The following is a 15,866-nucleotide window of genomic DNA, read 5'->3' on the forward strand; positions in this document are numbered from 1 at the left end:
ATTTTGCCAATGTTGGCGCTAGGCTTCGCCCGGTCGCACATTTCTTGAAGCGCACGGTCGAAGGGATGCGGGAAGGATGCTCGGTATGCCGACGTGGTTGGTATGCGGCTGGGTGGTGGGCCTGCTGACTGCGGGACTCGCGCTCACCGCGATCCGCACAATCGCTCGGTATCGACGCAATATGGACGTCAGCGATGACCCGCAGTACGCCGCGGCCCTGAAGAACCTGTCGGAAAGCTCGGTGCGACGCCGCTTCGACCCATTCATCGACATCGACTGGGATGCCCCCGAGTACGCCATCACCCCGAATGACCCGCGATGGGTGATGGCCGACGGCCCCTTCGCCTACTCCCCCTGGTATCGCAGCCAGCCGCTGGACAAGCAGATCGCCATGGGGATGTGGAGGCAGGCCAACATCGCCAAGGTCTCCATGCAGTTCGAGAGCATGTTGATCCGCGGACTGGTCCAGTACGCGTCCTGGGTGCCCAACGGCTCCCCCGAACATCGCTACTGCATGCACGAGTCCATCGAAGAGTGCAACCACGTCCTGATGTTCCAGGAGCTGGTGAACCGTATCGGGTTCGATGTTCCAGGCATGCCGTGGTGGATGCGTCGGCTCTCACCGGTGATGCCGCTGTACGCCGGCCCGTTCCCCAACACGTTCTTCTTCGGCGTGCTGGCCGGCGAGGTTCCGGTGGACGTCATGCAGACCAACGCGCTGCGCGGCTCGGCCCAGACGCATCCCGTCGTAGCGAAGGTGATGGCCATCCACATCGCCGAGGAGGCGCGGCACATCTCATTCGCCGACGCCTACCTGCGCAGGCGTGTCCCGAACGTGTGGTGGCTCAACCGGATGTGGATGTCGCTGTACGTGCCGGTCGTCATGCGGGTGATGGCCAAGCCGATGGTGCTGCCGCCGCGCGCCTTCTTCCGCCGCTTCGATGTGCCGCGTTCGGTACGCAGGCAGCTGCTGACCGGATCCCCCGAGACCCGACAGATGATGCAGGACACCTTCGCCGATATCCGGATGCTCTGCACCGATATCGGCCTGATGACCCCCGTCGGACGCCTGATGTGGCGCATCTGCCGAATCGACGGATCCCCATCGCGGTACCGCGGTGAGCCGCAGCGCTCGCGGGTGCCGGGCCAAGTCACCGGCGTCTGAGGCAGCCTCTGCGCTGTGCCATACTTTCGGTATGGTGCGTTCCCCATCTGAGACCTTGGAAAAAGTCGGCGCCGATCTGGTTTACCGCATCTCGGCGATGCCGCTGTACAAGAAGGCCTTCAAATACTGGTACCCGTTCATGACCAAGCGGATGGGGCACGACGACGTCGTCTTCCTCAACTGGGGTTACGAGGAGGATCCGCCGCTGGGTATCAAGCTCGACGAGGCCGACGAGGCCGACCGCTACTCGATCCAGCTCTACCACCAGACCGCCACCCAGATCGACCTGGCCGGCAAGAAGGTGCTGGAGGTCAGCTCCGGCCACGGCGGCGGCGCCTCCTTCCTGGCCCGCACCCTCAAACCCGCCTCCTACACCGGCTTGGACTTCAATCCGGACGGCGTGGCCTTCTGCCAGAAGCGCCACCAGGTGCCCGGCTTGGACTTCGTGCAGGGTGATGCGCTGAACCTGCCGTTCCCGGACAATTCGTTCGATGCGGTGGTCAACGTCGAGGCCTCCCACATCTACCCCGACTTCGCGCAGTTCGTACGCGAGGTGGGACGGGTGCTGCGCCCGGGCGGGCATTTCCTGCACACCGACTTCCGCGCCAAGGAGGACATCGAGTCCTGGCAGCAGACCCTGGCCACCCCGCCGCTGCGGCTGGTCAACGAGCGCGACATCAGCCGCGAGGTCGTTCGCGGCCTGGCGGCGAACTCGCCGCGCTCCAACGAGCTGATCAACGAACGGATGCCGTTCTTCCTGCGCCGCTTCGCCCGGGAGTTCGCCGTGGTCGAGGGGTCGCTGTTCTACCGCGACCTGGACCGCGGTGAGATCACCTACCGCATTTTCGACCTCGTCAAGGACTAAGGACACCACGTCGAAGCGCCGGAGCGAGCCGGGACTCAACCCCGGAGCTCCGGCGCTTCTTTGGTGACCGACGTCCCTTCAGACGACGACGGCAACCGGGTTAGGGTGACGGGCGGTGGCCAGTCGCGGGCCAATCGTGCTCAAACCTGACGATCGAGGGGGCTTGCCAGATGGGCCAGAAGGAACTGACGCGTCGGCTTCGTTTTCGCGCCAGCCTGCTCAAGATCGGCACCGACGGGCTGGTCGGGGTGCTCCGCGACCGAGCGACCGCCTACCGGTACGCCCTCACCGGGCGTGAAACCGCGCCACTGACCGATTTCGACCCGTTCGCTCCCGAGACGATGCGTGACCCCTATCCGGCATATCGGACACTGTTCAGCGGTCCGAAGGTCTGGTACAGCCGCAAACGTGGCATCTGGATCATTCCGGGCTACGACGAGGTCCGGCAGGCGTTGCGTGACGACGGCGCGTTGTCCTCGGCGGAGAGCCAGGCCCGCTTCCGGGTCCACCTGCAGACGATGAATGCCACCGACCCGCCGGTGCACACCCGGCTGCGCCGCTCGGTCTCCCGGGCCTTCACGCCCCGCGCGATGAAGTCGTGGGAGATCAACATCAACCGCGTCGCCGACGAGCTCGTGGACGCGATGATCAAGCGCGGCCGCGTCGAGATCGTGGCCGACCTGGCCAAGCCCCTGCCCAACCGGCTGATCACGATGATGCTGGCGATTCCGCAGGAGGACCGCCACCAGTTCCTGGAGTGGGCGGACACCATCAATGAGGCCGCCTTCGCGCCGCTGAATCTGCGCGGCATGGCGCTGAACATGCGTTCCAGTCAGGCCGTCGCCGCCATGCACCGCAGCCTCGACCCGATGATCAGAACGCGTCGCGCCGCCACCGGCGATGACCTGATCTCGATGCTGGCGGCTCCCAGCGGTGAGGACACGCTCTCCGACGACGAGGTGTTCTGGACCGCGTCGATGCTGGTCGGCGCCGGCAGCGAGACCACGATGAATCTGATCTCGGGCCTGTTCCTGACGCTGGCACAGCGCCCGGACGTATACGCGCGGCTGCGCGAGCACCCCGAGCTCATTCCCGCCGCCATCGAAGAGCAGTTGCGCTTCGTCTCCCCGGTCCAGGGGTTCTACCGGACCGCGACCCGCGACTATCAGGTCGGCGACCACACCATCCCGGCCGGTGCGCGGGTGCTGGTGCTCTACGCGGCGGCCAACCGCGATCCACGGCACTACCCGGATCCGGACACGTTCGATCTGGACCGCAATCCGACCGACCACCTCGCGTTCGGCGGCGGCGCGCACTACTGCCTGGGCACACACCTGACCCGCATCGAAGTCAGCCGGGTGCTGACGCAGTTGATCCCCCGGGTCAAGGAGATCCGGCTGGACGGGGAGCACCGCCATATGGTCAACGCGACGATGCGCGGCCTGGAGCACCTGCCCGTCGAACTGGTGCTCGCCGACGATGAGGCGAGCCAGGCCGCGGCGCAGTCCGGGTCCACCGGCACCCGATGAGCGCCGAGCCGGTTGCGCTGGTCACCGGGGCGACGAGTGGGATCGGTGAGGCGACCGCCGATCGGCTGCAGGCCGCCGGTTATCGCGTCTTCGCGGTCGGCCGCAACCCCGAGGCGCTGCAACGCCTGCAGGCGCGCGGCCTGACCGCCCGCGCCCTGGATGTCACCGACGAGGCGGCGGTGCAGCGCCTCATCGCGGAGATCGAAGCCGACCACTCTCGCGTCGACGTGCTGGTCAACAGCGCGGGGTTCCCGCTGACGTGTCCGCTCGAACAGCTGGCGCTGGCTGACCTGCGCAGCCTTTTTGAGACCAATGTGGTTGCAGCGCTTCACTTATCGCAGGCGGTGCTGCCGGGGATGCGCGAGCGCGGGACCGGCGTCATCGTCAACATCGGCAGCACCGGGGGCCGCTTCGCCAGCCCGGGAGCCGGCGGGTACCACGTGGTCAAGTACGGCATGGAGGCGCTGTCGTTGTCGCTGCGCGCCGAGGTGGCACCGTTCGGGGTGCGGGTGGTGCTGCTCGACCCGACCGCGGTGCACACCCCGTTCGTGACCTCGCAGCAGGAGGCACAGCCCTGCTACGCCGACGACGACCCCTACGGCGGCTTCAAACGCCGCTACGCCGACAACACCCGCGAGCTGACCGCCAAGCGCGGGGTGATGATCGAACCCGATGTGGTGGCCCGCGCCGTGGTGCGCGTGGTCCGGGCCCGCAACCCCCGGCCGCGGTATGTGGTCGGGCTCTCCGGCAAGGCCACCGTGCTCGCCCGGGCGCTGTTGACCGACCGCATGTGGGACCGAATCCTGATGCGCGGACTGCGCGACTGACGGCTTCGCGGGCCCCGACCCGGTCGCTGACCAGGCATACCGTCCGTGACATACTGCCCCGATGTCCACGATGAACCGCTTGATATTCAACCCGGTAGCCCATCGCGTGATGACGACGCCGCTCGTCTACCACCTGCTGTTCACCTCGTTCGTGACCAAGCGGTTCTCGACCCAGACCAAGATGCTCAGCGGTGACGACTGGTTGTTCCTCAACTACGGCTATGAAGAAGACCCGCCGATGGCGATACCGCTGGAGGCCTCCGACGAGGCCAACCGGTTCTTCATCCAGCAGTACCACCGCACGGCCGCCCAGGCGGACCTGGCCGGCAAGAAGGTGCTCGAGGTCAGCTGCGGCCACGGCGGCGGCGCGTCGTATGTGGCCCGCACCTTCAAGCCCGCCTCCTACACCGGTCTCGACCTCAACGAGACCGCGATCGAGTTCTGCCGGCAGCGCCACCAGCTGCCCGGAATGGACTTCGTGCAGGGCGATGCCGAGAACCTGCCTTTCGAGGACGGCTCATTCGACGTGGTGTTCCAAGTGGAGGCATCACACCTCTACCCGCACCCGGCACGCTTCTTCGACGGCGCGGCACGAGTGCTGGCCCCGGGTGGACACTTCCTCTACACCGATTTCCGCCGCCGCAGCGAGCTGGCCCGGTGGGATGCCGAGCTGGCCGACACCGGATTGCGGCTGGTGGCGCAAGAGGACATCAGCATGGACGTGCTGCGGGGCAACGAGAAGAACCTGGCCCGCAAACAGGACATGATCGCCCACCACGGCGGTCTGGCCCGTTTCGCCAGCGCAGCCACCGACTGGACCTTCAACGGAGCGCTGAAGAACGGCGAGTTCGTCTACCGGCTGTACCACTTCACCAAGGACTGACCAGCGGGCGCGACCAGCGCCGAGAAGCCTAGAGGCCGCGGGCGCCGAGCCAGTTGTGGATGCGCTCAGCCACCGCCTCCCAGCCCGGCTCGAGCATCATGTTGTGCCCCATGCCCGGGAAGAACTCTGCCTCGGTGCCGTAGGCACGAGCGGTGGCGCGCACCTCTTTGCGGGTGTGCGCGCCGTCCTCCTCAGCACCGAGCACCAGCAGCGGCGTCGTCACCCGCTTCGGGTGCGGCAGATTGAGCATCAGGCAGTCAACGCTGACCCGGGCGCTGTCCTCCTGAAGGCGCGCGGCGCATTCCAGCACGCTGTCCTCGGGAGTCGCCTCGGAGAAGAACTTCTCCCGGGCCAGTGCGGGCGTGTTGATGTAGGGCAGCGCCTTGCCGGTGACCGCCATCTTGATCGCGTGCCAGGGGTGGTTACGCAGCCAGCGCAGACTCGACCCGTAGTTGCCCTGCGGGGGAATTGACGCCATCAGGACCCCGGCCGGCGCCGGTGAGTCCTCGAGATACTTCTGCACGATCAACCCGCCCATCGAGTGACCGATCACGACCGGTGCCACCGGCAGCTCGTCGGCAACCGATCGGATGTCCTCGACGTAATCCTCAACGCTGCAGGTTCGCAACGGCTTGTCGGTGCTACTGGCGCCGTGCCCCCGGAAGCTGACCGCCAGCGCGCGATAACCGTGATCGGCGAAGTATCCGAGGAAATTCTCGTCCCAGCACCAGGCAGCATGCCAGGCGCCGTGGACGAACAGCAACGGAACCGGATGGGCCTCGCTGACGCAGCCCTTGTCGATCACCTCAAGCACGACACTGCTCCCCCTGTCCGGCGACCCGGCCTTCGCTGTTTTCGACGATAACCGGATCTTCTCCCGCCCGGTATTGCGTGTCGACAGCGGTGCGCGCCGCGCCAGCAACGGTAGCAGCGGACCATGTGGAACGACACAGCTGGCGACCACCAGCAGCCGGTTCGCCCAACCCGGCGTCACCCGCCCCTTCCCCGCGGTCAGGCCGTCGACGGCCGCCCGCGCGACCTGGTCCACCGGCTTCCACATGACCGCGGGCAGGGCCCGTTGGCGTTCCCCCGCAGTGAACCCGGCCGTGATGTCAATCGGGGTGTCCACCGGCCCCGGGCACAACACGGTGGCGGTGACGCCGGTGCCGTGCAATTCGCTGCGCAAGCTCTCGGTATAGGAGGCCACGAAGGCCTTGGCGGCACCGTAGCTGGCTTGGCCGGGCAGCGGGCTGAAGGCGGCGATCGAAGCCACGTTCAGCACTGCCCCCCTGCCGCGCGCCACCATGCCCGGTAAGAACCGGGTACACAGATCGACCACCGCGGCCACATCCACTTCGACCAGGTTGAGTTGGCGCTCCGGGTCCGCCTCCGCAACCAGCGCCACCGCGGTCACGCCGGCGTTGTTCACCAGCACGTCGGCCACCAAGCCCAGTTCGACGATCCGGCCGGGCAGCGCGGCTCGGTCGGCCGGATCGGCGAGATCCGTGGGCAGAACGTGCATGGGCGCCAGCCTCAACTCGCCCAGCTCGTCGGCCAATGCGTGCAGCCGATCCGCTCTGCGCGCCACCAGAACCAGCTGGTGGCCGCGTCGGGCGAACTCACGTGCCAGTGCCGCACCGATCCCCGACGACGCGCCGGTGATTATTGTCGCGGCCCTGGTGTCGCCCGGTGCCGGTACAGCCACACTGCTCACCCTATCTTCTGGCAAACCCTCACCTCGGCAGGCGCTGGGACGAGTTCCTGTGTACGCTTACGCGGACATGTGTGTGACTTAAATGGGGGAATTTCATGGCACGCTCCAGTTCGCGGTGGATGACGGCAGGCCTGTTGGCGGGGGGATGCGCCGGCCTGATGGGCATGACGTCGATGCTCGGTGCGGGGTTCGCCGCCGGTGCGGACACCCTGCTCATCATGGGATCGGCCTTTCAGCCGACGCCCCAGCCTTCATACATCGACCAGGTCATGGCCGATTTCCTCGATCCCCAGAACCCTTTTGTCGGGCAGCCGACGTTCCCCGGGTACACCCCGGTTCCCGTGACCACGCCGATGAACGATTACGGGCCGGGGTTGACGCAGGGGGTGGCCGACCTGCATCAGGCGATCACCTCTCAACTGGCTGACGGCGACAACGTGGTGGTGTGGGGCTACTCGATGAGCGCTGCGGTGGCCACTCAGGAATTGATCAACCTGCTGGCGCTGCCCGCCGACCAGCAGCCGGACCCGGACCAGTTGAGCTTCGTGCTGTTGGAAAACCTCGGCAACCCCGACGGCGGATGGTTCAGCCGGTTCTTCTCGACCTTGCCGGTGACGCCCCCGGACGGCATCTACCACACCGACATTTACACGATCCAGTACAGCGGAGCGACCGACTTCCCGAAGTATGCGACGAACCTGCTCGCTGTGGCCAACGCCATGGCCGGCTATGTCTCCCTGCACCCCGCGTTGCTGCCCGGGTGGCCGACGCCGTTCGACCCGAGTTCGATCCAGGACGCGGTGCAGCTCAATACCTCGGGGGACATCAACACCGACTACTTCCTCATTCCGACGCAGAACCTGCCCCTGCTCGACGGGATCCGATGGATCCCGCTGTTCGGGCCCGCCATGGCCGACCTGGTTCAGCCCGCGTTGCGGGTGCTCATCGACCTGGGCTACGACCGGACCGGTCCCGCCGACGTCGTCACACCGGTGTCCTGGGGCGTTCCGACGATCTTCCCGGACGTGGTGGCCCAGAACCTGCAACTCGGTATCGAGCAGGGCTGGATAGCCGCCCAGGTCGCGCTGGGAATACTGCCGGAGAGTGAGCTGCCGGACCTGTACCCGTACCTGCCGGACCTGTCGGGCCTGATCGGCGCGTAGATCACACCAGGGTCACCCCGGCGAGCAGTAAGGCCGGGGTGACTTCTGCTATGCCGGGGGGACGTCGAATACGGCGTCCCAGAGTCCCTGGATGTCGAAGGGCCCGATGACGCCGATGTTGTCGGCGATTCGGTACAGATAGTCGCCGAGGAATTCCCGGATGTCCTCGGCGCTGGGCAGGAAGCCGGTGGTGTCGACTGCCGGGTCGTCGGGCAGCGGATTCTTGATGTTGAGCAGCACCGTGCCGAGCCGCCACAGCCAGGCCTCGTGTTCGATGATCTCCGGTGTGGAGACGTTGGCGGTCCCGTTGTCGTAGGCGGCCACCCATTCGTCGATGACAGGGTTGCCCGGCCACAGGTCGCCGACCAGTTTCGCCAGCAGGTAGTAGCTGGGCGTGTTCCAGTCTTCCGGCTTCCAGATGTCACCCCCCGGCTCGAGCAGCAGACACGGCCCGGGGCACACCGGGCTACCGGGGATGAACGGGTTGAAGGCCACCAGGAATGAGGCGAAGAGGGATTGCAGCGCGCGCCCGAAGTCCACCAGATCGGGCAGCTTGAACTTGTCGAAGTCGAACGGCTGCATCAGGCTGTTGAAGAAGTTGATGAACGGCGTGTCGAAGTCCATCGCGTAGTAGCTGCCGGCCCACGGCTGCAGCGGGGCGTCCGGGTCGATATCGGGGTAGTCCTCCGGGTTCAACCCCAGTTCCGCCAGGGTGCGAGTGCCTTCCCAGTAGTACCCGTCGTGAGCAAACCCGACGTTGACCATGCCCGGCCCGTTGGGGTCGAAGTAGTAGGTATTGCCGTTCATCATGTCCGAGAACGGGACCTGGAACCAGTTGTTGATCAGCGGGAACTTCTGCAGGCCGGTGATGATCAACAGGCTCCACAGCGTCTGGTCGACCCAGGTGAAGCCACTGATCGGACTGGTCGGCATCGCTGGCAGGCAGTCCAGGCCCGCGCAGCCCAGATTGATCGGGATCTGAACGTTGGCCAGCATGGACAGCTGCTGGCCGAGGCCGGGGTAGAAATGGTCACCTTCGTGGCCGGCGCCGGACAACTCCGGGAACGGGAACATCATCTGAAGGATTCCCTCGAAGTGCCCCATGTCGCCGGGATCCTCACCCCAGACGTTGGTGGGACTGCCGACGAACCACGGGCCGCTGTAGAACAGCGACTTCGCCAGCGTGTCCATCCCGTGGATCTCCCAAGCCGGAACGTTGACCAGCGCCTGGAACAGGTTCAGCGGAACGTTCCACAACGATTCCTCAGCGGCCAGGCTTGGCGCCAGGTGAGCAACAGAGGTCTCAGGGAGCGACGGCGCCGGCGGAGCCACGGCGATCAGCCCGGCGGTGGTGACGGCCAGGCCCGCGGTGAAATGGGCGCGCAAGGCCGCAACCATCCCGGTGTCCTCCAAGCGATGAGAATAAGTGTGACGGAAATGACCTCGCCGTAACTGGTTCACGCAATCTACCAAAGTGTTACCTGAGCGCAAATCGAGTGAGAGCTGATGCTCGACGATGCTCCCGGCGCGGCCCCACGAACGCACAACAGCCCGACCATGCGGAGGAGTCGGGCTGCTGTGACATCGGGCCTGGAACCTAGAAGGTGAACCAGCTCATGATCTCGTCCCACAACGCGTCGAGTTGCGCGGTGAGCCCACCCGAGGGGTCGAGGGCGAGCAGGAAGTTGTCCCAGAGCAGCAGGGTGTTGTAGCCGCCGTACTCGCCGACCTGCTGCTCGAACAGCGGCAGGTTCGGGTCGTAGCCCGGCACCATGTACTTACCCGCCGCATCCTGCTCCCACGGACCCAGGAAGCCCGGGTCGGTCAGCAGGCCGGCGTTGACGACCAGGTTCGGCAGATACGGGTTGATGTCGGCCAGGGAGTCGAGGATGCCGCGCTGGGTCTCCTCGTCGAAGGTGAACAGCCCGGTCTGCAGGGCCATAACGGCGGCCAGGACCTGCTCGTCCGTCGCTCCGTTGGCATTGCCGACGTTGGAGAACCCGTACGGATTCTCCTGCTCGGTCAGATCGATCCACTGCTGGATCGACGGGTTGGGTGCGCCGATGGACTGGATGGTCTTGACCAGGTCCAGGGTGGTCACGCCGAACGGCGGGGCGAAGGGCGGGGTCATGCACAGCCCCGGGCAGAGCGGGCTGCCGGGCACGTACGGGTTGAAGTCGATCACCAATCCCGCGAGCAGGGCCTTGAACGTCTGGGCGACGTCGGCCGGGTCCAGGATGTGGAAGCCGACCAGCGGATCGTCGCCGTTGATACTCCAGTCGACCGGCTCCATCAGGCTGTTGAACCACAGCTCGAACGGCTTGAGGGGGTTGAACGTGAAGTCCAGACCCGCCCACGGCTGCATGTTGATCGGGTTCCCGGCGGCATCCAGGACGGGGTTGCCGTCGTCGTCGAGGAGGGGAACGGTTCCCGGGTAGCCGAAGCCCGGACCCGGATGGCCGTTGTTGCCGGGCACCGAGTCCAGCGGCGAACCCGGCACTGCCCCACCCTCACCGATCCCGCTGACCGGGTTGGCGATGCCTGCCGCGGTGGGGTTGTCGGTCTCGAACGGGCTGGCCGGGAATCGGTATCCGTCGAACAGCTGCTGCAGCGGCACCTTCAGCCAGTACCGGAACAGGTCCATCTGGTTGTCGTCGTTGGGGAAGTTGGTGAACACATTGAAGAACTGCAGGGTGCGGTCCAGGGCGGTGATGCCGGTGATCGGCTCGACCGGTGTGATCGGGTAGCACTGGATCGGGTCACACGATGCGCTGACCGGCAACATCGCCGCCGCGAAGATCGCGATCTGCTGACCCAGGCCCGCGGTGCCGTTGGCCAGCGCGTCCGGGTCGATCGTGGGCTGGTAGAGGCCGGAAGCCTGCGGCGCGAACGGCAGCAGGTAGTCGAAGACCGCCATGAAATGCCCCGGGTCGCCCGGGTCCTCGCCCCAGATGTTGGTGGCGCTCGGAGTCCACCAGTTTCCGGTGAAGAAGAAGGAGTCGTTCAGGACATTGGTGGCCTGTACCACGTTGTAGGGAACGTTGAAGAAGTCTTGGATCAGGTTGAACGGGATGTTGAGGAACGATGCCTCAGCCGCCAGCTGAATCGCCCGCTCGGCCGCCGTCAGCTCCGGGACCCACGGGGCGACCGGAGCGACCGGGGCGACCGCCACGGCACTGGCAGCCGCGAATACCGCGCCGGCCGTCGCGTACCGACGCTCGGGCGCCGGACGATGCGCACCGGCACTGACGCGCTGACGTTGAGGCGCCGCGCGACGCGCCGCGCGATGCGCACCGCCAGCCGCGGTCCGGCGTTGAGGCACCGCCCCAAGCGCAGCGACTGTCACGAACTGACGCTCTCGCGTCACACCATGCTTCACACGTCCCCCTTGGTCCCCACCCTCGCCGGGACAGCATATCGGTGTCACGGCTGGGTGTCTAAGCGAGCACAGGATAATTTACACGGGCCGCGGAATAAGGTCCGCTAAGTGGCACGTAATGCTGATCATCGTTGATCTGAGGCCCGATATCAGCGATCCAGCCACTCCCGATTGCCGTAGCCATCGAGATGGGTGACCTCGCCGACCGGCCTGCGGGTGGTCGGACCGTACCGTCCGCGGGGCCAACCCAGCGGCACGATGCAGCACGGGGTGACCGCATGCGGCAGGCCCAGAATGCGCCGCGCGGCACGCTGACTCCACAGCGGCAGGGTGATCAGCGAGGCGCCCAGGCCCATGGCGCGCGCCGCCAGCAGCAGATTCTGCACGCTGGGATAGATCGACCCCCAGTAGGCGGATTCGGCGATGTGCGGCATCCGCACCACCGGTAGCCGGCCCTCCCGGGCGCCCAGGCGCAGGCAGGCCACCACCAGTACCGGGATCTCGGCGAAGTGGTCGATCTGCCACTCCATCGCCCGCGCGATGCCGGCTATCGATTCGTCGGTTTTGATCTTGCGGCGCAATACCAGCCCGCGCTGGATTTTCCACGCCTGCCGGTAACGCTTGGCCAATTCCTCTTTGACGCGGCGATCCCGGACAACGATGAATTCCCAGTTCTGCCCGTCGTTGCCGGTCGGGGCCCGCAATGCCAGTTCGATGCACTTCAGCACGACCGCGTCGTCGACCGGGTCGGAGTAGACCCGCCGTACCGCGCGCTGGGTCATCATGGCCTCGCCCAGCGCCATGTCCAGCCCGGCCAGCGCCTCGGCGGTGGCGGGCACATGGGTGGGAGTGAACGCTCCGGTGAACTCGGCGTCAGGCATTCTCGCCCAGCCAGGTCGTGGTGAACCGTTGAATCTCCGGAATGCCCTCGGCGAACTCGCGGGCCAGGAAGCTCTCGATCGCACCGCCCACCAGCGGAACCTTGAACCGGATGGTGCCGGTCAGTGCCAACCGCGAGCCCGCACCGGCGGGTTCGAGCACCGCGATGCCGCTGCCCGAACCCGGGGCTCCGGTCACCGCCACGTTGATGTCGCCGTCGACCCGGCCGTCGCCGGCCGGCGTCCACACCTCGGTGGTGACGATGTTGAGGTCACCGCGGTACACCTTGGCCAACATGCCGGGCAGCGCGCCGTGGCGCAGATCCTCGGTGACCACGACCCGCACCCGGCCGCCCGAATCGACCTCCAGGGCATCGAGGGTCTTGGCGCCCCCGAATGCCTCGAGCCGGGCCTGCCAATAGGAGCGGTCGCCGAAGGCGCCGTGTACCTGCTCGACGGTCGCGGGTGAGGAGAACGTCACCTCGAAGGAACGGGGCATGTCCTACTCACCTCTCACTTGCCGAACAAGCGGCTCACCAGGGCCGCGGCGAACTTGCGGACCCGGTCCAGTTGCTCGGGTTGGACGTTGGTGGGTGGCAGGCGCAGACCCAGGTAGCGCTCCCGGTAGCGCCCACTGCCCAGATAGCTGGTCAGCGCCAGCATCGAGCGCAGCGGGTCGCCGGGATAAGTGAGGTGAATCTCGTCCTGATAGCGTCCGCCGCACTCGTCGGCGAGCCGGCAGACCTCGGCGTAATTCTCCTGCCAGAATTCACGGCACACGGTGAACACCGCGAACGGCTTGCCGGCCAGCAGCTTTCGCGCCTCATCTGATTTCAGGAAGGACCGGATCGGCATGGCGGGCGCCTTCCACCAGGTCGGTGAGCCGATGCAGATCAAGTCGTAGTCCCCGTCGCGCACCGCGTCGGGAGTGCGGATCTCCCCCGTCTCGCCCCGCTGTTGGGCTTTGAGCACGCTGAGCATGTCCGGCCACACCCGCTTCAGGGGAAACTGTGAGAAGCGCTGCGAGTAGCGCGGATCGGTGAACTCGATACCGGCCTTGACCACCTCACAGCCCCGTTCGGCGAACACCTCACCGGCGGTCTCGAGCACCTTGAGCGACTGCCCGGAGTAGCTGTAGTACAGCAACAGGATCCGCGGCGCCCGCCCGTTGCGGGCGGTGTTCTCATCTGCCATCTGTGCCTCCCGGTTCATGCGGCGGTCCCAGCTTCGGCTCTCCTCCGTCGAGCCTCGCTGAACCGCCGGGTTCATGCGACGGTCCCAGCTTCGGCTCTCCTCCGTCGAGCCTCGCTGAACCGCCGGGTTCGACCGTGCGGTGCATCGACTGCCCGTCCAGGGTATTAGGCTCGCCGACGTGGCAGACAAGATCCCCGTCGACCTGCACGGCGCCGCGGCAACCATGTTGACGACGCTTTATCTCAAAGCCCTCGACGCCGATTTCGACTCTCCGGTGCTGGGCGATCGGTACGCCAAGGAGGCGGTCGAGCGCATCGACTTCGACTGGGACGCACTCAAAGCCCCCGGCCGGTGGGCCCCCCTGGTGACGGTGCGCACCGCCCAGTACGACATCTGGGCGCGCCAGTTCCTGGCGGCCAACCCGGAGGCGACCGTCATTCACCTGGGCTGCGGGCTGGACGCGCGGGTCTTCCGCATCGATCCGGGACCCGGGGTGGCCTGGTACGACGTCGACCAGCCGCCGGTGATCGCGTTGCGCGAGCAGGTCTATCCCGACCGACCGGGTTACCACCTGATGGCGACGTCGGCGACCGATCCGTCGTGGCTGGACGAGATTCCCGCCGACCGTCCGGTGCTGCTGCTGGCCGAGGGCATCAGCATGTACCTGACCGAATCCGACGGTGTGGCACTGCTGCAGAGTGTCGTCGACCGGTTCCCCGCCGGCGAACTGCAGATCGACTTCTACAACTGGTTCGGGATCAAATCGCAGAAGACTCACCGGCTGCAGCGACAGTCCGGTGCCACGCTGCACTGGGCGGTCAACGACCCAGGCGACATTCTGGACAAGGTCACCGGAATCCGGCTGCTGACGGCGGCCAATTTCTTCGACGCGGAGACCTTCAACCGGACACCGGCCGGATTCCGGCGAACCAGCCGGGTGGCTCGCGCGGTGCGGCCGCTGCGCGGCATGCTGCAGTACCACCGCTACGCCTTCGGCCCGGTCAGCTGACGCCGGCGGCGTGCTGCTCGGCGATACCGCACAGCAGCGCGCGGATCGCCTCCACCGAGCGCTCGGGTTCCGGTCCGTGCGAGTGGTATTCGATGTTGAGCTGCCCGGCGAAGATCTGGGTGAAGTAGATGTCGATCCCCGCGCTCACCGCGAAATACAGCTCGCCGTGCGTGGTGGTGACCTTCACGCCGGGTGGCGTTCGCACCGGTGGCACCAGTCCGTTGTTGCTCAACACCACAACGTCGGGCAGACCGGGCGGGTTGCCGACGTATTGCGGGCTGAAGTGCAGCCGGGACTGCTGAACCACGCCCTCGTCCAGGTCCTTCTGGAAGTTCTCGGCGATGCCGCGGGCCACCTCGACCAAGTCGGTCTTGGCGTCGATCTCGGCGAGGTAGGTGGCCAGCCCGATCGGGTTGGTGCATCCGGTGGCCGAAACAGGCGGCGACAGAAAGTATCTCAAGTCGACGGTGTAGACGTAGGGAACCGGGATGCTGAGTTTGCCGCGCAACTGCCATTCGGCCATCAGCACCGCCGCCGAGAGCACGGCGTGCAGGCTCAGGTCGTGGGCCCGCCCGAACGCGACCACGTTGTCGGTCTGGCTTTCGGTCAGCCGGACCGACGCCATCGGAACCCGCACCGGCGACGACGGCGTCTCAGCGGCGACGGCCCGTCGAGTGGGCGGCAGGTCGTAGGCGAACAGCGCCGGCATGAATCGCTCGATTCCGGAGCGCTTCTGCTTCTCGATCCCCCGGTCGGCCAGCACCTCTTCGATCGACTGCGGGGCGGGTTCGACATTGATCGCACCGATCCGTCCGGTGGTGACCAGATCGGTGTAGAAGGACAGCATCTCCTCGATCAGCGCGTACATGTGGTGGCCGTCGGCGACGGCGTGGTGCACATACAGGGTGGGCTGGGCCTGACCGTCGCGGATGATCAGCCGCAGCGCCACCAGCGACTCCGTCTGATCGAAATGCGGTGCCGGCGGCTCGTCGTCGGGGCGAGCGAGTTCGATGACCTCGATGCCGTCGGGCATCAGGTCATCGGTGACGAACTGGTGCCGCCCGTCGGGCAGCCGCTCGATCCGTCCGGTGAGGATGGGGTGCGCCTCCAGCAGCGCCTCGTAGGCCTCCGAGAGCAGATCGATATCGACCGGACCGGTGACGTGCGCGGCCAGGCCCACGAAATTGTGGGTCTCGGCGAGCATCTCCTCGCTGATCGCCAGCTTCCGAATGACCGACGTGGCAAACACTTTGGCGGTTC

14 protein-coding genes and 1 pseudogene are annotated in these 15,866 nt (G+C 66.4%); 7 read left to right on the top strand and 8 right to left on the bottom strand.

Translation table 11 applies throughout. The features are described 5' to 3' along the window. Nucleotides 1-85: 85 nt before the first annotated feature. The 5 genes from AWC16_RS08140 (at nt 86) to AWC16_RS08160 (ending at nt 5,269) form a co-directional block, all read left to right on the top strand. On the top strand, nt 86-1,165 hold the full coding sequence (locus AWC16_RS08140) for an AurF N-oxygenase family protein (RefSeq protein ID WP_085264236.1): 1,080 nt from the start codon (nt 86-88) through the stop codon (nt 1,163-1,165). 97 nt (nt 1,166-1,262) lie between these two features. Further along, nucleotides 1,263-2,030 (top strand): phthiotriol/phenolphthiotriol dimycocerosates methyltransferase, encoded by a 768-nt coding sequence (locus AWC16_RS08145; protein WP_207572282.1) that lies wholly within the window; start codon nt 1,263-1,265, stop codon nt 2,028-2,030. Between the two features lie 170 nt (nt 2,031-2,200). Next, on the top strand, nt 2,201-3,559 hold the full coding sequence (locus AWC16_RS08150) for a cytochrome P450 (protein ID WP_085264238.1): 1,359 nt from the start codon (nt 2,201-2,203) through the stop codon (nt 3,557-3,559). Continuing rightward, complete coding sequence (locus AWC16_RS08155) at nt 3,556-4,386, top strand: SDR family NAD(P)-dependent oxidoreductase (RefSeq protein ID WP_085264239.1); 831 nt, start codon at nt 3,556-3,558, stop codon at nt 4,384-4,386. The genes AWC16_RS08150 and AWC16_RS08155 overlap by 4 nt, the downstream gene beginning before the upstream one ends. A 70-nt stretch (nt 4,387-4,456) precedes the next feature. Then, nucleotides 4,457-5,269, top strand: a complete 813-nt coding sequence (locus tag AWC16_RS08160) for a phthiotriol/phenolphthiotriol dimycocerosates methyltransferase (RefSeq protein WP_085264269.1) — start codon at nt 4,457-4,459, stop codon at nt 5,267-5,269. A 28-nt stretch (nt 5,270-5,297) separates the two neighbouring features. Here the strand turns inward: AWC16_RS08160 and AWC16_RS08165 are convergent, their stop codons facing one another. Together AWC16_RS08165 and AWC16_RS08170 are read right to left on the bottom strand one after the other, a co-directional pair. Further along, on the bottom strand, nt 5,298-6,083 hold the full coding sequence (locus AWC16_RS08165; protein ID WP_085264270.1) for an alpha/beta hydrolase: 786 nt from the start codon (nt 6,081-6,083) through the stop codon (nt 5,298-5,300). Between the two features lie 78 nt (nt 6,084-6,161). Further along, nucleotides 6,162-6,974 (bottom strand): annotated as a pseudogene (locus AWC16_RS08170) (SDR family NAD(P)-dependent oxidoreductase); the annotation flags it as partial. Between the two features lie 104 nt (nt 6,975-7,078). On the opposite strand from AWC16_RS08170, the gene AWC16_RS08175 reads away from it, so the two are divergent. Beyond that, a complete protein-coding gene (locus tag AWC16_RS08175; RefSeq protein WP_234812173.1) occupies nt 7,079-8,146 on the top strand; it encodes a PE-PPE domain-containing protein in 1,068 nt (355 codons plus the stop codon). 48 nt (nt 8,147-8,194) lie between these two features. On the opposite strand, the gene AWC16_RS08180 is transcribed toward AWC16_RS08175, so the two are convergent. The 5 genes from AWC16_RS08180 to AWC16_RS08200 all read right to left on the bottom strand — a co-directional run bounded on the left by AWC16_RS08180 (nt 8,195) and on the right by AWC16_RS08200 (nt 13,615). After that, nucleotides 8,195-9,544 (bottom strand): hypothetical protein, encoded by a 1,350-nt coding sequence (locus tag AWC16_RS08180; protein ID WP_085264241.1) that lies wholly within the window; start codon nt 9,542-9,544, stop codon nt 8,195-8,197. Between the two features lie 199 nt (nt 9,545-9,743). Then, entirely contained in the window at nt 9,744-11,492 is a 1,749-nt protein-coding gene (locus tag AWC16_RS08185) for a hypothetical protein (RefSeq protein ID WP_133055923.1), read from the bottom strand. 182 nt (nt 11,493-11,674) lie between these two features. Continuing rightward, on the bottom strand, nt 11,675-12,406 hold the full coding sequence (locus AWC16_RS08190) for a nitroreductase family protein (RefSeq protein WP_085264243.1): 732 nt from the start codon (nt 12,404-12,406) through the stop codon (nt 11,675-11,677). Continuing rightward, nucleotides 12,399-12,902 (bottom strand): DUF2505 domain-containing protein, encoded by a 504-nt coding sequence (locus tag AWC16_RS08195; protein WP_085264244.1) that lies wholly within the window; start codon nt 12,900-12,902, stop codon nt 12,399-12,401. Before AWC16_RS08195 ends, AWC16_RS08190 begins: the two co-directional genes overlap by 8 nt. A gap of 14 nt (nt 12,903-12,916) precedes the next feature. After that, nucleotides 12,917-13,615: a flavodoxin family protein gene (locus AWC16_RS08200; protein WP_109561330.1), complete on the bottom strand. Its 699-nt coding sequence runs from the start codon at nt 13,613-13,615 to the stop codon at nt 12,917-12,919. 160 nt (nt 13,616-13,775) lie between these two features. Between AWC16_RS08200 and AWC16_RS08205 the strand changes: the two genes are divergently transcribed. Further along, a complete protein-coding gene (locus AWC16_RS08205) occupies nt 13,776-14,606 on the top strand; it encodes a class I SAM-dependent methyltransferase (RefSeq protein WP_085264246.1) in 831 nt (276 codons plus the stop codon). Here the strand turns inward: AWC16_RS08205 and AWC16_RS08210 are convergent. After that, nucleotides 14,599-15,855, bottom strand: coding sequence for a phthiocerol/phthiodiolone dimycocerosyl transferase family protein (locus tag AWC16_RS08210; RefSeq protein WP_085264247.1), 1,257 nt, complete (start codon nt 15,853-15,855; stop codon nt 14,599-14,601). The two genes, AWC16_RS08205 and AWC16_RS08210, sit on opposite strands and share 8 nt — an antisense overlap. Nucleotides 15,856-15,866 lie beyond the last annotated feature (11 nt).

It is taken from the genome of Mycolicibacter longobardus, from assembly GCF_002102265.1.
Taxonomy (GTDB): Bacteria; Actinomycetota; Actinomycetes; order Mycobacteriales; family Mycobacteriaceae; genus Mycobacterium; species Mycobacterium longobardum.